The 16,114-nt window shown below is 54.5% G+C and carries 15 protein-coding genes, 2 tRNA genes, 1 rRNA gene and 1 pseudogene; 9 read left to right on the top strand and 10 right to left on the bottom strand.

Annotated features, from left to right (window positions below):
* Positions 1-40 precede the first annotated feature (40 nt).
* The 3 genes from AC6HVW_RS21520 to dnaQ form a co-directional block, all read right to left on the bottom strand.
* On the bottom strand, positions 41-1,363 hold the full coding sequence (locus AC6HVW_RS21520; RefSeq protein ID WP_071682839.1) for a condensation domain-containing protein: 1,323 nt from the start codon (positions 1,361-1,363) through the stop codon (positions 41-43).
* Between the two features lie 314 nt (positions 1,364-1,677).
* Positions 1,678-1,754 (bottom strand) — tRNA-Asp (locus AC6HVW_RS21515).
* Positions 1,755-1,908: 154 nt separating this feature from the next.
* Entirely contained in the window at positions 1,909-2,655 is a 747-nt protein-coding gene (gene dnaQ / locus AC6HVW_RS21510; protein ID WP_024483610.1) for a DNA polymerase III subunit epsilon, read from the bottom strand.
* On the opposite strand from dnaQ, the pseudogene rnhA reads away from it, so the two are divergent.
* A pseudogene (gene rnhA / locus AC6HVW_RS21505) lies at positions 2,609-3,195 on the top strand (ribonuclease HI). The gene dnaQ and the pseudogene rnhA sit on opposite strands and share 47 nt — an antisense overlap.
* Here the strand turns inward: rnhA and AC6HVW_RS21500 are convergent.
* Positions 3,192-3,911: a class I SAM-dependent methyltransferase gene (locus AC6HVW_RS21500; protein ID WP_186486883.1), complete on the bottom strand. Its 720-nt coding sequence runs from the start codon at positions 3,909-3,911 to the stop codon at positions 3,192-3,194. The pseudogene rnhA and the gene AC6HVW_RS21500 overlap by 4 nt on opposite strands.
* Before the next feature lie 43 nt (positions 3,912-3,954).
* Between AC6HVW_RS21500 and gloB the strand changes: the two genes are divergently transcribed.
* The gene (gene gloB, locus AC6HVW_RS21495) at positions 3,955-4,710 is read left to right on the top strand and encodes a hydroxyacylglutathione hydrolase (RefSeq protein ID WP_497569660.1); all 756 of its coding nucleotides are present in this window, start codon (positions 3,955-3,957) and stop codon (positions 4,708-4,710) included.
* 71 nt (positions 4,711-4,781) lie between these two features.
* Positions 4,782-6,155, top strand: a complete 1,374-nt coding sequence (gene mltD, locus AC6HVW_RS21490) for a murein transglycosylase D (RefSeq protein WP_115158538.1) — start codon at positions 4,782-4,784, stop codon at positions 6,153-6,155.
* 55 nt (positions 6,156-6,210) lie between these two features.
* Here the strand turns inward: mltD and AC6HVW_RS21485 are convergent, their stop codons facing one another.
* Both AC6HVW_RS21485 and AC6HVW_RS21480 read right to left on the bottom strand, forming a co-directional pair.
* Positions 6,211-7,005, bottom strand: coding sequence for an endonuclease/exonuclease/phosphatase family protein (locus tag AC6HVW_RS21485; protein WP_071682829.1), 795 nt, complete (start codon positions 7,003-7,005; stop codon positions 6,211-6,213).
* Between the two features lie 229 nt (positions 7,006-7,234).
* Positions 7,235-8,410, bottom strand: a complete 1,176-nt coding sequence (locus tag AC6HVW_RS21480) for an MFS transporter (RefSeq protein ID WP_179249142.1) — start codon at positions 8,408-8,410, stop codon at positions 7,235-7,237.
* Between the two features lie 105 nt (positions 8,411-8,515).
* On the opposite strand from AC6HVW_RS21480, the gene yafC reads away from it, so the two are divergent.
* Complete coding sequence (gene yafC / locus AC6HVW_RS21475; protein ID WP_186486886.1) at positions 8,516-9,406, top strand: DNA-binding transcriptional regulator YafC; 891 nt, start codon at positions 8,516-8,518, stop codon at positions 9,404-9,406.
* Here the strand turns inward: yafC and AC6HVW_RS21470 are convergent.
* On the bottom strand, positions 9,403-10,275 hold the full coding sequence (locus tag AC6HVW_RS21470) for a hypothetical protein (RefSeq protein WP_021805642.1): 873 nt from the start codon (positions 10,273-10,275) through the stop codon (positions 9,403-9,405). The two genes, yafC and AC6HVW_RS21470, sit on opposite strands and share 4 nt — an antisense overlap.
* A gap of 178 nt (positions 10,276-10,453) precedes the next feature.
* Here AC6HVW_RS21470 and AC6HVW_RS21465 point away from each other — a divergent pair, with 178 nt between their 5' ends.
* The 5 genes from AC6HVW_RS21465 to AC6HVW_RS21445 are packed head-to-tail and all read left to right on the top strand — an operon-like array spanning position 10,454 to position 14,786.
* Positions 10,454-11,740, top strand: coding sequence for a PTS sugar transporter subunit IIC (locus AC6HVW_RS21465; protein ID WP_021805643.1), 1,287 nt, complete (start codon positions 10,454-10,456; stop codon positions 11,738-11,740).
* 1 nt (position 11,741) lies between these two features.
* A complete protein-coding gene (locus AC6HVW_RS21460) occupies positions 11,742-12,707 on the top strand; it encodes a glycosylasparaginase (RefSeq protein ID WP_071682825.1) in 966 nt (321 codons plus the stop codon).
* Positions 12,700-14,187, top strand: a complete 1,488-nt coding sequence (locus AC6HVW_RS21455; RefSeq protein WP_071682824.1) for a leucyl aminopeptidase family protein — start codon at positions 12,700-12,702, stop codon at positions 14,185-14,187. The genes AC6HVW_RS21460 and AC6HVW_RS21455 overlap by 8 nt, the downstream gene beginning before the upstream one ends.
* The gene (locus tag AC6HVW_RS21450) at positions 14,162-14,473 is read left to right on the top strand and encodes a PTS sugar transporter subunit IIB (RefSeq protein WP_071682823.1); all 312 of its coding nucleotides are present in this window, start codon (positions 14,162-14,164) and stop codon (positions 14,471-14,473) included. The genes AC6HVW_RS21455 and AC6HVW_RS21450 overlap by 26 nt, the downstream gene beginning before the upstream one ends.
* A 1-nt stretch (position 14,474) precedes the next feature.
* On the top strand, positions 14,475-14,786 hold the full coding sequence (locus tag AC6HVW_RS21445; RefSeq protein WP_071682822.1) for a PTS lactose/cellobiose transporter subunit IIA: 312 nt from the start codon (positions 14,475-14,477) through the stop codon (positions 14,784-14,786).
* Between the two features lie 47 nt (positions 14,787-14,833).
* Here AC6HVW_RS21445 and dkgB read toward each other — a convergent pair whose 3' ends face one another.
* The 3 genes from dkgB to rrf form a co-directional block, all read right to left on the bottom strand.
* Complete coding sequence (dkgB, locus tag AC6HVW_RS21440; protein WP_179251004.1) at positions 14,834-15,637, bottom strand: 2,5-didehydrogluconate reductase DkgB; 804 nt, start codon at positions 15,635-15,637, stop codon at positions 14,834-14,836.
* Between the two features lie 215 nt (positions 15,638-15,852).
* Positions 15,853-15,929: transfer RNA gene (locus tag AC6HVW_RS21435), tRNA-Asp, on the bottom strand.
* A gap of 94 nt (positions 15,930-16,023) precedes the next feature.
* Positions 16,024-16,114 (bottom strand): 5S ribosomal RNA (rrf, locus tag AC6HVW_RS21430); the annotation flags it as partial.

Below are 16,114 nucleotides of genomic sequence, written 5' to 3'. Positions count from 1 at the left end.
GCCAATCTCCGCCAGCGGGCCAGCCCGTTGGCGGAAGATCTTACTGGTTTAGCAGTGGGTAAACCGGCTGCTGCCACGCTTCGGGCATCATAGCCCTACTCAGGAAGCTGTGCAGGTGGGTGAACATCTCCTCGACGTTCAGGGAAGCATACATCGCAGGATCGGCGTCAATATCGATATGCAGTTCGCTAGCATCCGTTCGGCCACGCCAGGTAATGTTAAAGCCATCCCCTGGGCCGCTCGCCATGACTTCGCGCTCTGCTTCACAGCCTGCAAACAGCGGAGGATCGAAGGGAAGTACGTTGATCAACGGAGAGAAAAAGTAACGAGTTCCTTTTCCCAACCCTTGATCGGCGGCCAGGGTCTCAATGCGATAACGCCCGTGAGCACGCAGGTCGCGCAACGTTTTCGCGGTGCGTTTGACGTAGTCCACAACCTTCTCCTGTGGTTCGACATGAACAAACAACGGCAGAATATTCACCGCCAACGCCGGGACGCTGGCGGCCACCATGCCACGGCGGTTCATGACGGGCACCCAGATTGGCTGTATCTCAGCCTTATTCTCCCCATAAAGCCGAAACGTCAGCCAGGCAGCGGAAAGTGCCAATAGCAAATCCGGCCAACCTGTACCGCAGCGCTCGGAAAAGGCGCTCAACTGCTGGCTTAAATGTTCAGGTAGTACCGCTTCGCTGTGCAGACACTCCGCACCGTAGTCCTCCCCTCCCTTTTGCAGAACCGGGAGCGAAGGCCCATCGCTAACATACCGGCGCCAATACTCGGCATCCTGCCGCGATTTTTCGCTACTGGCGTAGTGCTGCTCTTCAGCCAGAAAATCATAAAATGCGTGGAAAGGTTGGCTAGCGGTGGTTTTTTGCAGGCGGGCGCGATAAAGCTCAGCGAGACGATGTTCGATCAGCGCCATACCGAAACCATCAATAATGATGTGATGCGCCCGAATATAAACGGTGTAATGCGAAGGTGAAAAGCGGATCAACCAGACGACCGCCAAAGGCTGGCTCAGTAAATTGAGCTGGCGCTCGATGTCGGCCTGCATCATCGATTCGGCAACGTCGGTCTGTTGTAACTCAATCAGACGTACCCGAGGACGCCGTTGGGGATTGCAGCGCTGCAACGGTAGATCGTCATTGTCAGGCAGTTGAAACTGGATGGTAAAAACATCGGTTTCAGCAACGGCCTGCTCCAACGCCGCCAACAACGCAGGTTCATCAAGCTCGCCGCGTAGCGTGATGCGGTGGGCGACGGTAGAGACGGGCTGATGCGGATGAAAGCTAAACTCCTCCCAAAAATCAAACTGTGCCGGTGTCAGCGGCAACCAACGGACTGACTGAACGGTTTCCAACATGTTCCATCCCTTTTCAGTTTTTCAGTGTTGTGAAACAGCGACGTTGTATTCACCACCCGGTGAACGCCCTGCTTCATCCCAGAGAACAATGTGTGGCTCACGACATGCTCAGCACTGAAAATAAAAAGAAGAATTTGCTCGATCTGACAGGATGAGTAGCCCATCCATTAATGGAAATAGTAATCATTATCAATAAAAAATGAAATATCTTTGCTGTATTTTCAGCAAAAGCCAACGAGGGGAGGAAGGATTGAAGATGGCACAATAGAAAAGACGAAGCCCTGAGTTATTGCTAACTCAGGGCTTCTGAATGTTGGCGGAACGGACGGGGCTCGAACCCGCGACCCCCTGCGTGACAGGCAGGTATTCTAACCAACTGAACTACCGCTCCGCAACGTTCCCTCTTGCGGGGGAACGAGCCGAATATTACGGTTGCCTCGCCATTCCGTCAACGTCTTTTCTTATAAAAAGAGTCGTTTGCACAGTTTTTCAACGAACACACGATGATTATGCCGCTTAAGCGTCATTTCTATCCTGCGAAGCCGTTATTCGGCTGCTGCGCCACCACGCCACAAACAGCTACCGCCCTTTTTTTGCACCAGATCCAGACGTGATTCGTGAGCCTGCAATTCTGCGTCACTGGCATAGATCACTTTCATCGCCGTTGCCGGGCGTTGGATGCGCTGGATATCCTGGGCAGAATCCGTCTGCTGGGTGTCCCCTTCCATCTGGAAAGCCATCGAGGTCTGGCCACCGGTCATCGCCAGATAGACTTCCGCCAGGATCTCGGCATCGAGCAAAGCGCCATGCAGCGTTCGCTTGGTGTTGTCTATCTCATAGCGGTTGCACAGCGCATCGAGGTTGTTACGCTTGCCTGGGAACAGGCGGCGCGCCATCAACAGGCTGTCGGTGATGGTGCAGAAGGTATCCGTCTTAGGAATATCTCGCTGCAACATGCGGAACTCGTGATCCATAAAGCCGATATCAAACGCTGCGTTATGAATAACTAATTCGCCACCACGGATAAAGTCGATAAATTCAGCGGCGATCTGATCGAAAGTAGGCTTATCCGCCAGGAACTCATCGCTGATACCGTGTACGCCGTAGGCTTCCGGATCCACCAGCCGATCCGGCTTGACGTAAACGTGGAAGTGGCGCCCGGTCAGGCGGCGGTTGATCACCTCAACGGCCCCGATCTCAATGATACGGTGACCTTCGTAGTGAACCCCTAGCTTGTTCATACCGGTGGTTTCGGTATCGAGAACGATCTGTCTGGTTGGTGTAGAGATCATAATGCTGTGCTCATGGCGCTGGTTTATGTCAGACTTGGTTTTTATAAAACTGATAGGAAGAGTCTACCAGAGATGCTTAAACAGGTAGAAATTTTCACCGACGGCTCTTGCCTTGGTAATCCAGGCCCCGGCGGTTACGGCGCAATTTTGCGTTATAAACAGCACGAGAAACTGTTCAGCGCGGGTTATTACCTGACGACCAATAACCGCATGGAGCTGATGGCCGCCATTGTGGCGCTCGAAGCCTTGACCACCCCCTGCGAAGTAGTGTTGAGCACCGATAGCCAATACGTACGTCAGGGGATCACCAGTTGGATCCACAACTGGAAAAAGCGCGGCTGGAAAACCGCCGACAAAAAACCGGTGAAGAACGTCGATCTCTGGCAGCGCCTGGATCTGGCAATTGCCCGCCACACCATCCGTTGGGAATGGGTCAAAGGCCATGCAGGGCACCCGGAAAACGAACGTTGCGACGTGCTGGCACGCGATGCAGCTGGCAGCCCGACGCAGGACGACGTTGGCTACAAACCCGAAGCTTAAGGCAGTTTGCGATAACTCTTGGTCGCGCCCACTGCGCGGCTGAGAGAGTGTTTTCTTGCCCCCACTTTCATCGGCGTTGGCGTCAGCGGCAAGGTTCGCTTGCGGGCTACAATCACGCTCATACAGCCAAGTGCCGGTAAATGCGTACTCAAGAAAGTCCCTCCTTTACGTTGCCAAGGCAACACGTGGAAGCGCGTCTGATCCAACACCTCATAATTGAGTAGGCTGAGCCAGTCCAACAGGCGCATCTGGGTAAACATCCGGCTGACGTAAGGCTGGCGTTTGCGCAACCGGGGGATCATCTTCCCCAGGCCTAGCAGGCTAAAAGGGTTGAAACTGCTGATCACCAGCCAGCCATCGTCGATCATGACGCGATCGACCTCACGCAACATACGGTGTGGGTCATCGGCATAAGAGAGCGTATGGGCCAATAGGCAGGCATCGACGGACTTGGCCGCAAAGGGCAACTGATAAGGATCGGCCTGCACATGCAGGTTATCCCCGGCCAATCCCACGTTAACCTGATGCGAGATGGCGCACTTTTCGCTATCCAACTCGGCGCTGAGATTGCCGATCTTCAACAGATGGAAACCAAACATCTTGGGCCACCAGGGCTGCAACTGCTTCTCTAACGCCTCACGATAGTATTCCCCCCACGGCAACCCGGCCCAGGAGTAGGGGCTAGTGAGCTTTTCTAGAGTCTGGGCTGGTTTCATGGTTTAGTATCTCTTTCAAGCCATTGCCAACGAGAGGTGTTCCATGAATCTTATCAGCATTCCCGCTTTTCAGGACAATTACATTTGGCTATTGGCTAACCAGCAAGGGCGCTGCGTGATCGTCGATCCCGGCGAAGCTGGCCCGGTATTGGCGGCGTTGTCCCAACGGCAACTAACCCCCGAGGCCATATTATTAACCCACCACCACCACGACCATGTCGGCGGCGTAGCGGAAATCGTTGCGCAATATCCGGATCTGCCGGTGTATGGCCCCCAGGAAACCGCTAATAAGGGAGCAAATCGGTTGGTTCAGGATGGCGATATCCTGGACATTGGCGGGCGTCGCTACGCCACTATCGCGGTTCCCGGGCATACCCTAGGTCACGTGGCATTCTACAGTGCACCTTATCTTTTCTGTGGGGATACGCTTTTTTCTGCGGGCTGCGGACGGCTTTTTGAAGGGACTGCAGAGCAAATGTACCACTCATTTCAACGGCTCGCGCAACTTCCCGACGAAACCCTAATTTGTTGCGCACACGAGTACACGCTCTCAAACCTTAAGTTTGCCAGGTCAATTTTGCCGCAAGACCGCCAAATTGAAACATATCAGCAACAAATTGAGCAATCAAGGGCAAAAGGAGTACCCAGCCTGCCCACAACGTTGCAATTAGAGCGTAAAATTAATCTATTTTTACGCTGCCATAACACTGATTTACAAAAGGAAATAGGCTTTAACTCACCACCTAGCCAGCTTCATTGGGTTTTTTCCGAATTACGCCTGCTCAAGGATGCCTTCTAAGCTTTTAGTTGTGTTTTTTGGCGAAGCAAAGTATCCTTGCTCGTCTTTTAAGCAACTATATTGACACACACATGAAGGCTAAAGCGATACTTCTCGCCTCGGTCTTGCTGGTAGGTTGCCAGTCATCCTGGAAGGATGCACCAGCCCCAAAGCAGCATGCACAGAGTCTGTCTTCGGCAGGTCAAGAAAGTGAAGCAGGAGAGTACACAGCGAGTTCGGCACGGTGGCTAGACAGTAACAGTAGCGCCGCTCAGCAGAACCTGTGGAACTTCATTAGCGACGAGCTGAAGATGGAGGTTCCGGAAAACGACCGGATCCGTGAACAAAAAAGAAAATATTTAAAAAGTAAGAGCTATCTCCACGATGTAACACTACGGGCAGAGCCGTACATGTACTGGATAGTCGGGCAGATTAAGAAACGCAATATGCCGATGGAACTGGTACTGCTACCCATAGTGGAGAGCGCTTTTGACCCCCACGCCACGTCAAGTGCCAATGCCGCAGGGCTATGGCAGATCGTGCCGCAAACGGGTCGCAATTATGGTTTGAAAAACAATCAGTGGTATGACGGGCGCCGTGATGTTGTGGCCTCGACGACCGCTGCGCTTAACATGATGGAGCGTTTGAACCGCATGTTTGACGGTGACTGGTTATTGACCATCGCCGCCTATAACAGTGGTGAAGGCCGAGTCATGCAAGCGGTTAAGGCGAATAAACGTCAGGGTAAGTCCACTGAGTTCTGGGCATTGTCGCTTCCGCGTGAAACGTCAATCTATGTCCCGAAAATGCTGGCACTGAGCGATATCATCAAGCACAGCAAAAAGTACGGCGTCAAGTTGCCAAAAACTGACGAAACCCGTGCACTGGCGCGTATTGATGTCGGGCAGCAGATCCAGCTGACTCAGGCGGCAGAGATGTCTGGGCTTTCTCTCACCAAGATGAAGGCTTATAACCCTGGCTACAAGAAAGGCGTTACGGCACCTAATGGGCCCCATTACATCATGGTTCCCAAAAAGAATGCCGCACAGTTGAAAGACTCGTTGGCCGACGGACAGATAGCTGCAACATTACCAACCACCCAGTTGGCAAAGAACAGCGGCCTGTCAGGCGGAAGTGCGTATAAGGTTCGCTCCGGCGATACGTTATCCACCATCGCCAAACGGTTGAACGTTAAGACCAGCGATTTGCAGAGTTGGAACAATTTGCGTGGCAAGAGCACACTGAAAGTTGGGCAAACCCTGCAAGTGGCCAGCAATGCCAGAGATAACAGCAGCATCACCTACCAAGTGCGTAAAGGTGATTCGCTATCCAGCATTGCACGTCGTCACGGCGTCGAAATTAACGACGTGATGCGTTGGAACTCAACGCTCGGCAAAGCCAGCAGTTTGCAACCTGGTGTGAAGCTGACGCTGTTTGTCAGCAACAAATCGTCGCCAGAAACCTAAGTTTTCGCTACAAAAAAAGCATCCCTCGGGATGCTTTTTTATTGGTCAAATTTCGCTACCAGACCGGTTGATCGGTTTGCGAATGGAACTCCACCAGCAGCGGATTGTGGTCTGAGGCCTGAGTCACCAGCACCGAGGCCTCTGTAACGCCCAGGTTGCGGTAAAAGATAAAATCCAACGGGCGGCCAAAGGCTTTGCGGCGGTGATCGTCGGCGAAGTTGACCTCGTGCAACGCCATATCGCTGGCAAATTGATACAGCGCGTTGATGCGCTTGCGGCTCCAGGCGTTAAAATCTCCCGCCATAATCACCGGCCCCCGATGAAGGGCGATCTGCTCACCAATCGGGCCAAGCTGCTTGCTGTAAACGTCCACTCCCAGGCTAAAGTTCACCGCGTGGATATTCACGACCATCAACAGCTGACCATCTAATAAAGGGTAGACGGTGATCAACGCCGACTTGGCCAAACGCAGCAGCGGCTCCCGTTCGCGTAGCGGGCAGCAATACACCGGATGTGCAGCCGCCAGCGTCATCACGCCGGAAGGGTGTTGCGGCAACACAAAGGCGGGCACCTGATCGGCCGCCAGATAGTTAGAGGTGGCAAAGCTGACCAATTCCGGCGTGGTCTGCGCCTCCTGCAATAGCACCAGCTGCGCATCTTTACCGAAGTCTTTCAATACCGAAAGCCAATCGGCACGCTGCTGTTTGAAAATATTCCATACCATCACCCGCAGCGCACCAGACGTAGGCAACGCGGCCCCGGGCGGTAGCGGCTGATTGATGGCACCAGGGAAAATCCGTTCAACTGGCTGGCCCGCAACATACCTCATTGCATAAGTTCGTTTCGGCACGTTATTCGCCTATTTCCCGTTCGGATGAAAATCACGTTGATAGCAACCTGGCTACCAAGACTCAATTCAGTATACGCCTGAGCGGCTCTGCCAACATGGCTTTTAGAGATCCAGTTATAGGGGCAAGGCGGGCCGATTTCAATCAATGCCGTGTATGTGTCTGTAAAGGTTCGCGCTGAATGCGCAAAGACCCGCCAATGCGGGCCAAGAAGAAAGGTACAAGATGGGATCAGGCGAACTGCCGTGGGTGTTGTTTATCCAAGCGGCCACTGAGGCCAATCAGTAAAAACGCCCCCACGACAATCAGCGCACCGATCCAAGGCGTTTGTGCCAACCCTAGCGAAGCCACGGTCTGCCCGCCAATCACGGAGCCCAATGCTATCCCCACGTTAAAAGCCGCGATATTCAGGCCTGAAGCAACGTCCACCGCGTTCGGCGTGTACTGCTCGGCCTTCTGCACCACATAAACCTGCAAGCCTGGGACATTGCCAAAGGCAAATACCCCCATCACCACTACAGTCAGCAGCGCGGCGGTGCTGTGGCTGGCGGTAAATTGAAACACCAACAGCAAAGCGGCTAACGCGGCAAAGATAAAGCTCAGTGCCCGCACCGCGCCATGACGGTCGGCCAGCTTGCCGCCCCAAATGTTACCGATGGCTACCGCTATGCCATAGGCCAGCAAAATCCAACTGACGGCCGGAGCCGAAAAGCCAGCCAGCTCCTGCATCATCGGTGCCAGGAAGGTGAAGGTCGTGAACACCCCGCCGTAGCCCAGCGCGGTAACGGCGTAAATCAGCAGCAGGCGCGGGTGTGTCAGCACTTGCAGCTGATCGCGGATGCTGGCACTGGCCTGGTTCTTGATGTTGTTCGGGATCAGGATCAGGCTGGCAATAATCGCCACCATGCCAATCAACGACACCGCCAGGAAGGTCTCACGCCAGCCGAAGTGCTGGCCGATAAAGGTGCCTAACGGCACGCCTGTCACCAGCGCAACGGTCAAGCCACCAAACATGATGGCGATCGCCATTGCCGCCTTCTCTTTGGCTACCAGGCTAGTGGCAATCGTCGAACCCACCGAGAAAAACACCCCGTGCGCCAGGCCAGTCAGTAAACGAGCAACTACCAGTGACTCATAGCTCGGTGACTGCCAGGCCAGCAGGTTGCCAAGGGTGAACAGCACCATCAGGCCCACCAACAGCATCTTGCGCGGCACGCGGCCGGTTAAAGCGGTCAGTACCGGCGCACCGATCGCCACCCCAATGGCATACAGGGTCACCAGCAGCCCTGCGGAGGGCACAGTGACATTCAACTGCTCGGCGATGGTCGGGATCAAGCCGACAATCACAAACTCCGTGGTGCCGATGGCATAGGCACTGATGGTCAAGGCAAGTAAAGCGAGAGGCATTGCTAACTCCAAAATAGCGTTCGGGTTGATAGCGGTGATTATCTGCCTGTGCTTAAATGATAAAAATGCTCAAAATTTCAAATAAATTTTGCTGATGGGGCAACAATGAAGGCAAATTCGGATGAACTGATCACCTTTGTCACCGTGGTGGAATGCGGTAGCTTCAGCCGAGCGGCGGAGCACTTGGAACAGGCAAACTCGGTGGTCAGCCGTACGGTTAAAAAGCTGGAGAGTAAGCTAGGGGTCACGCTGCTCAATCGCACCACCCGCCAGATAAGCCTGACTCAGGAGGGAGAAAACTATTTCCGCCAGGTGCAGAAAGTCCTGAGCGATATGGCAGCGGCGGAAAATGCGCTGATGGAGAGCCGCCAGCGGCCCCAGGGCCTGTTGCGCGTGGATGCCGCAACGCCGGTCGTGTTGCACGTGCTGACCCCGTTGGTTGGCGAGTTTCGTGCCCGCTACCCGGAAATGTCCCTCTCGCTGGTTTCTTCAGAAACCTTTATCAACCTGATTGAGCGCAAGGTCGACATTGCCATCCGCGTGGGGGAACTGACAGACTCAAGTTTGAAGGCGCGTAAACTGATGACCAGCTATCGAAAAATTGTGACGTCACCGGCCTATCTGCAGCAGTTCGGTACCCCGCAAAGCGTAGAGGAGCTGGCGCAACATTGCTGCATCGGCTTCAACGATCTGCCCAACCTGAACCGCTGGCCATTAGCCTGCGCCGATGGCCGGCAGTTGGAGATTACACCGGGGCTGACAACCAACAGCGGAGAAACACAGCGCCACCTTTGCCTGCATGGCAACGGCATCGCCTGCCTGTCGAACTTTATGATCGATGAGGATATTCAGCGTGGAGACTTAGTGCAGATCCTGGTCGAGGAGACGCTGCCGGTTGCCATACCTGTGAACGCGGTTTATTACAGCGACAGCGCCGTAAGCAACCGCCTGCGCAGCTTTATTGACTTTCTTAGCGAAAGCCTGACACCCCACTAACCTGGCCGATGCTGCAACCAGAATGCGGTGGGCGTCAGGCCACCCAGCTTCTTCTGCGGCCAGTGCTGATTATAGCTGGCACAGAGCGCCTGCAACACGTTATCCAGCGATGAGCTCTCCGCCGCCGGTAGCAACTGCGCCAGTTGGCTTTCGAGCCGCAGCACAATCTCCATTTGCGGTAACGCGGGTTGTTGCAACGTTATCCCCTGCTCCCGGCACCATAGCTGTAAGGGATGGGTTTGAGACTCGCTATTGCCGAACAGCTTTTTATTTTCAGTCTCAAGAGATTGTATATCACCTGGGCAGTGCGGTAACAGTTCCTTCAGCCAGTTGACCACCAGCATCGGCGAGGCTCCCGCAAAGGCTCGTGCACTCAGCCAGCCGCTGACCTTCTCTTCGGCCCACAAGAGGTGCTGCTCGCCGCCATCTTCGGCCGATAGGCTAATTCGTTGATAAAAAAGAGCGAGATTCCCCGGCCGTTCACCAGCCTTCACCGCCTTTTTACCTCGTAGCGCCCTATTTTCTGCCTCACCACGTTGGCCCACACCGCGCAGATAGCGATCCAATCCTGCACGGGAGATCGGCTGTTGCATGCCCTGAACCACCACCACCAGCAGCTCATCCAGCGGCAGCTGTAATTTTTGTCTCAGCCAGTTGATAAGCAAACTTTGCTCATCCGTCAGCGCCTTGCGAAGGGTCTTGGGCACCGTATGGCGATCGGCGACATCCTGGCGCTGCCGCCAACGGCGTACCGTCGCCACGGAAATGCCCAGCTCCTGCGCCAATACGCGGTCACTTTTATCCGATTGCTGGATATAACGCCGCACTCGTGGGGTGGTGGTCGCATTCGCATGCAGCTTGATTTCCATCGTGGACTCCACACTAGAATAGATGCTCTATCATAACCAATCTTGTGAGATATTTTATAAATTCACCTCACACTGTGAACTGATTCACCTTTCTTTAAAATCCATTCCCTGATAATCCCAGCTAATAAGTCGCCACCCTTACCTGTTTTCTCCAATAAGCATACCTACGGGGTTTACCATGAACAACGCTCTGGGATTTCTTGAAGCCAAGCTGATGCCTCTGGCGGCCAAGGCCGCACAGCAGCGGCATTTGTGTGCCATCCGCGGTGCCTATGTTTCCTTTATGCCGTTCATTATCGTCGGCTCGATCCTGCTGGTGATCTCGTCATTCCCCAATCAGGGTTACCAGCAGTTTATGGCAGGCCTGTTTGGCGCCAGCTGGAGCAATATCATCGAGATCCCGTTCAACGCGGTGTTCTCCACCATGTCGCTGTTTGTCAGTTTCCTTACCGCTTACCGCCTGGCGGAACATTATGACGAGGATCGCGTCTCCAGCGGTATTCTGTCGCTGGTGTGCTTCCTGATCCTCACGCCGTTTATCAAGGTAGAAGCCTTGGGCAATATCAATGTGATCCCAACCGAGTGGATCGGCAGCAAGGGGCTGTTTGTGGCGATGATCGGCTCACTGCTGTGGACCGAACTGTTCTGCTACCTCAAGCGCCGCAAGCTGATTATCAAAATGCCCGAAGGCGTGCCACCGGCGGTACAGGAATCCTTCGCCGCTCTGCTGCCTGCGCTGTTCGTGATTATCCTGGTGCTGGCGATCCGTATTCTGTTCGAACACACCAGCTACCAAACCATTCATCAGTTTATTTATAACGTGGTCGCCACGCCGGTACGTCACTTTGGCACTTCCTATATCGGTGCGCTGCTGACGGTATTGAGTATCACCATCCTCTGGTCGGTGGGGATCAACTCCGGTTCGATGGTCAACGGTATCATCCGCCCGCTGTGGATGGAAAACCAGACCGACAACATCGCCGCTATCCAGGCCGGGGTCACGCCACCGCACATCGTTACCGAACAGTTCTTCGATATGATCTGGATGGGCGGCGCTGGTGCCACCCTGTCGCTGGTGATCGCCATTCTGTTCTTTGCCCGTAGCAACAGCATCCGCGAAGTAGGTCGCATGGGGGCTGCGGCTTCAATCTTCAACATTAATGAACCGATCCTGTTTGGCCTGCCGGTGATCATGAACCCTATCATGCTGATCCCCTTCAACCTGGTCCCGGTGGTGTTGGTTACCGTGCAATACGTGGCGATGAAGGTGGGGGCCGTCGCCGTCACCACCGGGGTATTTATCCCCTGGACGCTGCCGCCGGTGATCAGTGGCTTTATCGTGACCGGCCATTTGAGTGGCAGCCTGATGCAGATCGTTAACCTGCTGATCGGCGCCATGCTTTATCTGCCTTTCCTGCGCATTTTGGACAAACAATATCGCGCAGCCGAAACATCAGGAGTTTGATATGTGGGGAATGATTGCAACCTGGCGTATGGCACTGGAAGGCGTCACCCAGGCCAGTGAAACACTGAAAGCCGGAGCAAGCGCCGCACAAAGCGTGGTTAGCGCGGTGGCGGAAGTGGAGGACTTTCCGTTTTATAAATCTGTCGGTTTCGGCGGCCTGCCGACCGAAAATGGTGAGGTAGAACTGGATGCGGCCTTTATGGATGGCGATACGCTGGCCTTTGGTGCCGTTGGTAACCTGGTGGATATCGCCAACCCGGTGAAGGTTGCCCAGGCGCTGAGCCGCGAACGCTTCAACAGCGTCCTGGTGGGGGCTGGCGCACGTGAGTGGGCCCTTAGCCAGGGTTTTGCCGACAAGACCATGCTCACTGAGCGAGCAACCCAGCACTATCGTAAACGTTGCCGCGAAACCATCGATAAAGGTCTTAGCCCCTACGATGGCCACGATACCGTCGGCATTATCGGCCTCGATCTGCATGGCTCAATGAGCGTGGCCACGTCTACCAGCGGCTTGTTTATGAAACGCCGTGGCCGCCTGGGTGATTCACCGGTGATTGGCTCCGGTTTCTACTGTGACAGCCAGATCGGTGCCGCAACCGCCACAGGCGTGGGTGAAGACCTGATGAAAGGCTGCACCAGCTATGAGATCGTACGCCGTATGCAGCAAGGTATGACGCCACAACAGGCGGCCGATTCGGTCGTCTTCGAGCTGGAAGACAGACTGATAGCCCGCTTTGGCCGGGTGGGCGATCTCTCCGTAGTCTGCATGAATCGGCAGGGGGAGTTCGGCATCTCAACCAATATCAAAACCTTCTCGTTTGTGGTCGCCAGCGCCATCCAGCCACCGACGGTGTACCTGGCAGAACGCCGGGCTGAGCATACCCACTACACTCCAGCCAGCGAGCAATGGCTAACCGACTATGCCGAGCGCATTCGCGCGCCGATTGAGGAGATCCATTTTGATTAATTATCGATTGCTGAGTGAAATCCCCGCGTGGGAAGTTAACAGCCATGTGATTAGCTATCCCGGCAGCTCACTGCAATTACCCTGCAATGCTGCCCTGTTACAGGAACTGCAGGCCACCGCCCAGCAGCAAACCGCCGACTGCGCCTATGGCTGTGCTCCGGCAGGCCGCGTCACGCTGTTGCCAAAAACGTTCTGGCTCGATGGGCAAACCAGCAAGCTGGTCGCCGCACTGCGTCCTCTACTACGCAGCGGTACTAGTACGCAGTTGATCGTCGACTGCACGGCGTTTGATCGCCGCAGCCTGCCGGCACTGAACCCTCTGCTGCACTTCCTGTTCAACCTGGATTACCAACTGAGCGATCTCGGTCTGAAAAAGGCAGACGCGTCACCCACACCGCGTATCCAGGAGTTGGTGTTCTATTGCCAGCCGGAGCAACGAGCCACTCTCGAGCAGCGGCTGTCTCAAGCGGCTGCCACCGCCATGGGGATGAAGGCAGCACGACGCATTGCCGACATGCCAAGCGATCGTTGCACCCCGGCATTTTTCGCCAGCGAGATCGCCCGCCAGATTGCACCCTATCCCAGCCTGAGCTGCGAAGTGTTGGATGAACAGCAGATCGCTGAACAGGGTCTTGGCTTGCTAGAGGCGGTAGGTAAAGGTGCCGATAATCCTCCGCGTCTGGTGGTGATACGTTACCAAGGGAGCGACACTGGCCCCTTCAGCGCCTACGTGGGCAAAGGTATTACCTTCGATACCGGCGGCCTGTGGCTAAAAGGTGGCGATGGCATGTACACCATGAAATATGACATGTGTGGCGCAGCTAACGTCTTTGGCCTGATGCTGGCCGTGGCAGAACTCAAGCTGCCGGTCCGTCTGGTAGGCGTACTGGCGCTGGCCGAAAATATGATTGGCCCGGCAGCGATGCGCCCAGGCGATGTCGCAACCAGCTACAGCGGCTTAACCGTGGAAATCAATAACACCGATGCCGAGGGGCGACTGGTGCTGGCCGATGGCATCGCCTACGCTAGCAGGTTGACCAATAATCAGCAGCCGCCTGAATACGTGATCGATCTGGCTACGCTCACCGGCGCGGTGGTCAAAGCCTTGGGTTACGATCTTAGCGGCCTGATGACCGAGGATGAGAAACTGCGTCACGATCTCACTCAGGCAGGCTTGCGTAGTGGAGATCCTCTGTGGTCGTTGCCGTTGGATGAGCGCTTCAGCAAACAGGTCGAGAGCCATATTGCCGATCTGTGCAACACGCCGACCAACAATGCGGCGATCAGTACCTCTGCCGCCTACTTCCTAAGTCGCTTCAGCCGGGAGGATATTCCCTGGGCACACCTTGATATCAGCGGCACCGCGCTGTGGCGCGAAAATGGCCGTAGCGTGGCCTCTGGCCGACCGATCCCACTTTTAATCCAGCACCTGCTGGAACGCCTGGAGAAAGAACATGAAAAAGATCCTGTTAGTGTGTGACTTGGGTATGTCCACCAGTCTGCTGGTGAAAAAGATGCAGGAAGCAGCCATTGCTCGCGGTATTGACGCCGAGATCTGTGCCAAGTCGATCCGTGAATACAAAACGGCGGTAACCGAATTTGACGTCGCGCTGCTGGGGCCGCAGATCCGCTATAAGCTGACAGAATGCGAGAAGATAGCCCACGAGCACCATAAAAAAGTCGCCTGCATCGATATGATGGCCTACGGCACCATGAAGGGTGACAAGGTATTGGATCAAGCTCTGGCACTGATTGAGGAAGCCTGAAATGGATTTGGAAAACGAAGTGATGGAGCTGATTGCCAATGCGGGTTACGCCCGCAGTCTGGTGTTTCAAGCCATGCGCTGTGCGCGCGAAGAAGAAGACTTCGTGCAGGCCGATCAGTATATGCAACAAGCGCAGGAGGCACTCTCTGGCGCTCATCACGTGCAGACCAAACTGATCGAAATGGACGAAGGCAGCGGTAAAATCCCGGTTCATCTGGTGATGGTCCATGCACAGGACCATCTGATGAACGCGATTATGCTGATGGAAATGGGCCGTGAGATTATCGCCCTACACCAAAAGATCGCTCGTTAAAACAAGCTAAGCCGTTTGTGGCCTCAAAGCCACAGACGGCCAACCTATCAATCCCAGTTTGGTGCCAGGCCTTCCGGGCTAACCAGACGGCCATTGCATTCTAATGCAGCAATCTCAGCCATTTCATCATCAGACAGCGTCAGTTGCTGGGCCAACAGATTGCTCGCCAGGTTTTCACGCTTGGTCGAGGACGGGATCACCGCATAACCCAGTTGCATAGCCCAAGCCAGGATCACCTGAGCCGCGGTCACATCACGACGCTTGGCGATATTGTTGATGACTTCATCCTGCAACGCCTTGCCATAAGCCAACGTCATATAGGAGGTGATGGCAATGCCATGCTGTTGTGCAAATTCAACCACCTGACGGTTTTGCAGATACGGCGAGAGTTCGATTTGATTGGTGGCGATCGCATCAGCACCCACCGCATCAATAGCACGCTGCATCAGTTCAACGGTGAAGTTGGAAATACCAATCTGGCGCGTCAGTCCGAGTTCCTTAGCCTTCACCAACTCCGCCATCGACTCGGCAACCGAGATTTCATCGTTCGGTGACGGCCAATGGATCAGAGTCAGATCCACATAGGAGGTTTGCAGCTTTTTCAGGCTTTCTTGCAGACTTGGGATCAGTTGGTCTTTGCCCAGGTTGGCGATCCAGATTTTGGTGGTGATAAATAGCTCTTCACGTTTCACGCCGCTGGCTACGATAGCTTGGCCAACGGCCGCTTCGTTCTCATAGATTTGTGCGGTGTCGATGGCACGGTAGCCCAGTTCCAGAGCGGTGCTCACGGAATCGATCACCACTTGATCTTGTAGACGGAAGGTACCTAAGCCGAATGCAGGGATGCTCATAATTATGTTCTCTCGGTTTGTTTATCAAAACAGCTTGAGAGGATTATGGCAGCAGTTTTGTTGATCAAAAACGCCCTATTGTGCATAAGACTTTTGATTAATTGGCAACAATAATCAGAAATTGACGCTAATTGAGGCAGGAATAAACCATTGGGGTGCTCAATTTAAGCAAATGAAAAAGCCCTGAGTCAGAGACTCAGGGCTTATCAATTAAGTGGCGGAACGGACGGGGCTCGAACCCGCGACCCCCTGCGTGACAGGCAGGTATTCTAACCAACTGAACTACCGCTCCACCGATTCTTTTACGTCGCATCTTTCGATGCTGGCAAAACCACCTGGGTGATTTCGCGCATTATCAGATTTCATACTGATAACGTTTAATTGATGCCTGGCAGTGTCCTACTCTCGCATGGGGAGACCCCACACTACCATCGGCGCTACGGCGTTTCACTTCTGAGTTCGGCATGGGGTCAGGTG

The sequence above is a fragment of the Serratia sp. NCCP-200 genome, from assembly GCF_059697885.1.
Note: the sequence above shows the minus strand (reverse complement) of the source record. Positions and strands in the feature narration are given on the sequence as shown.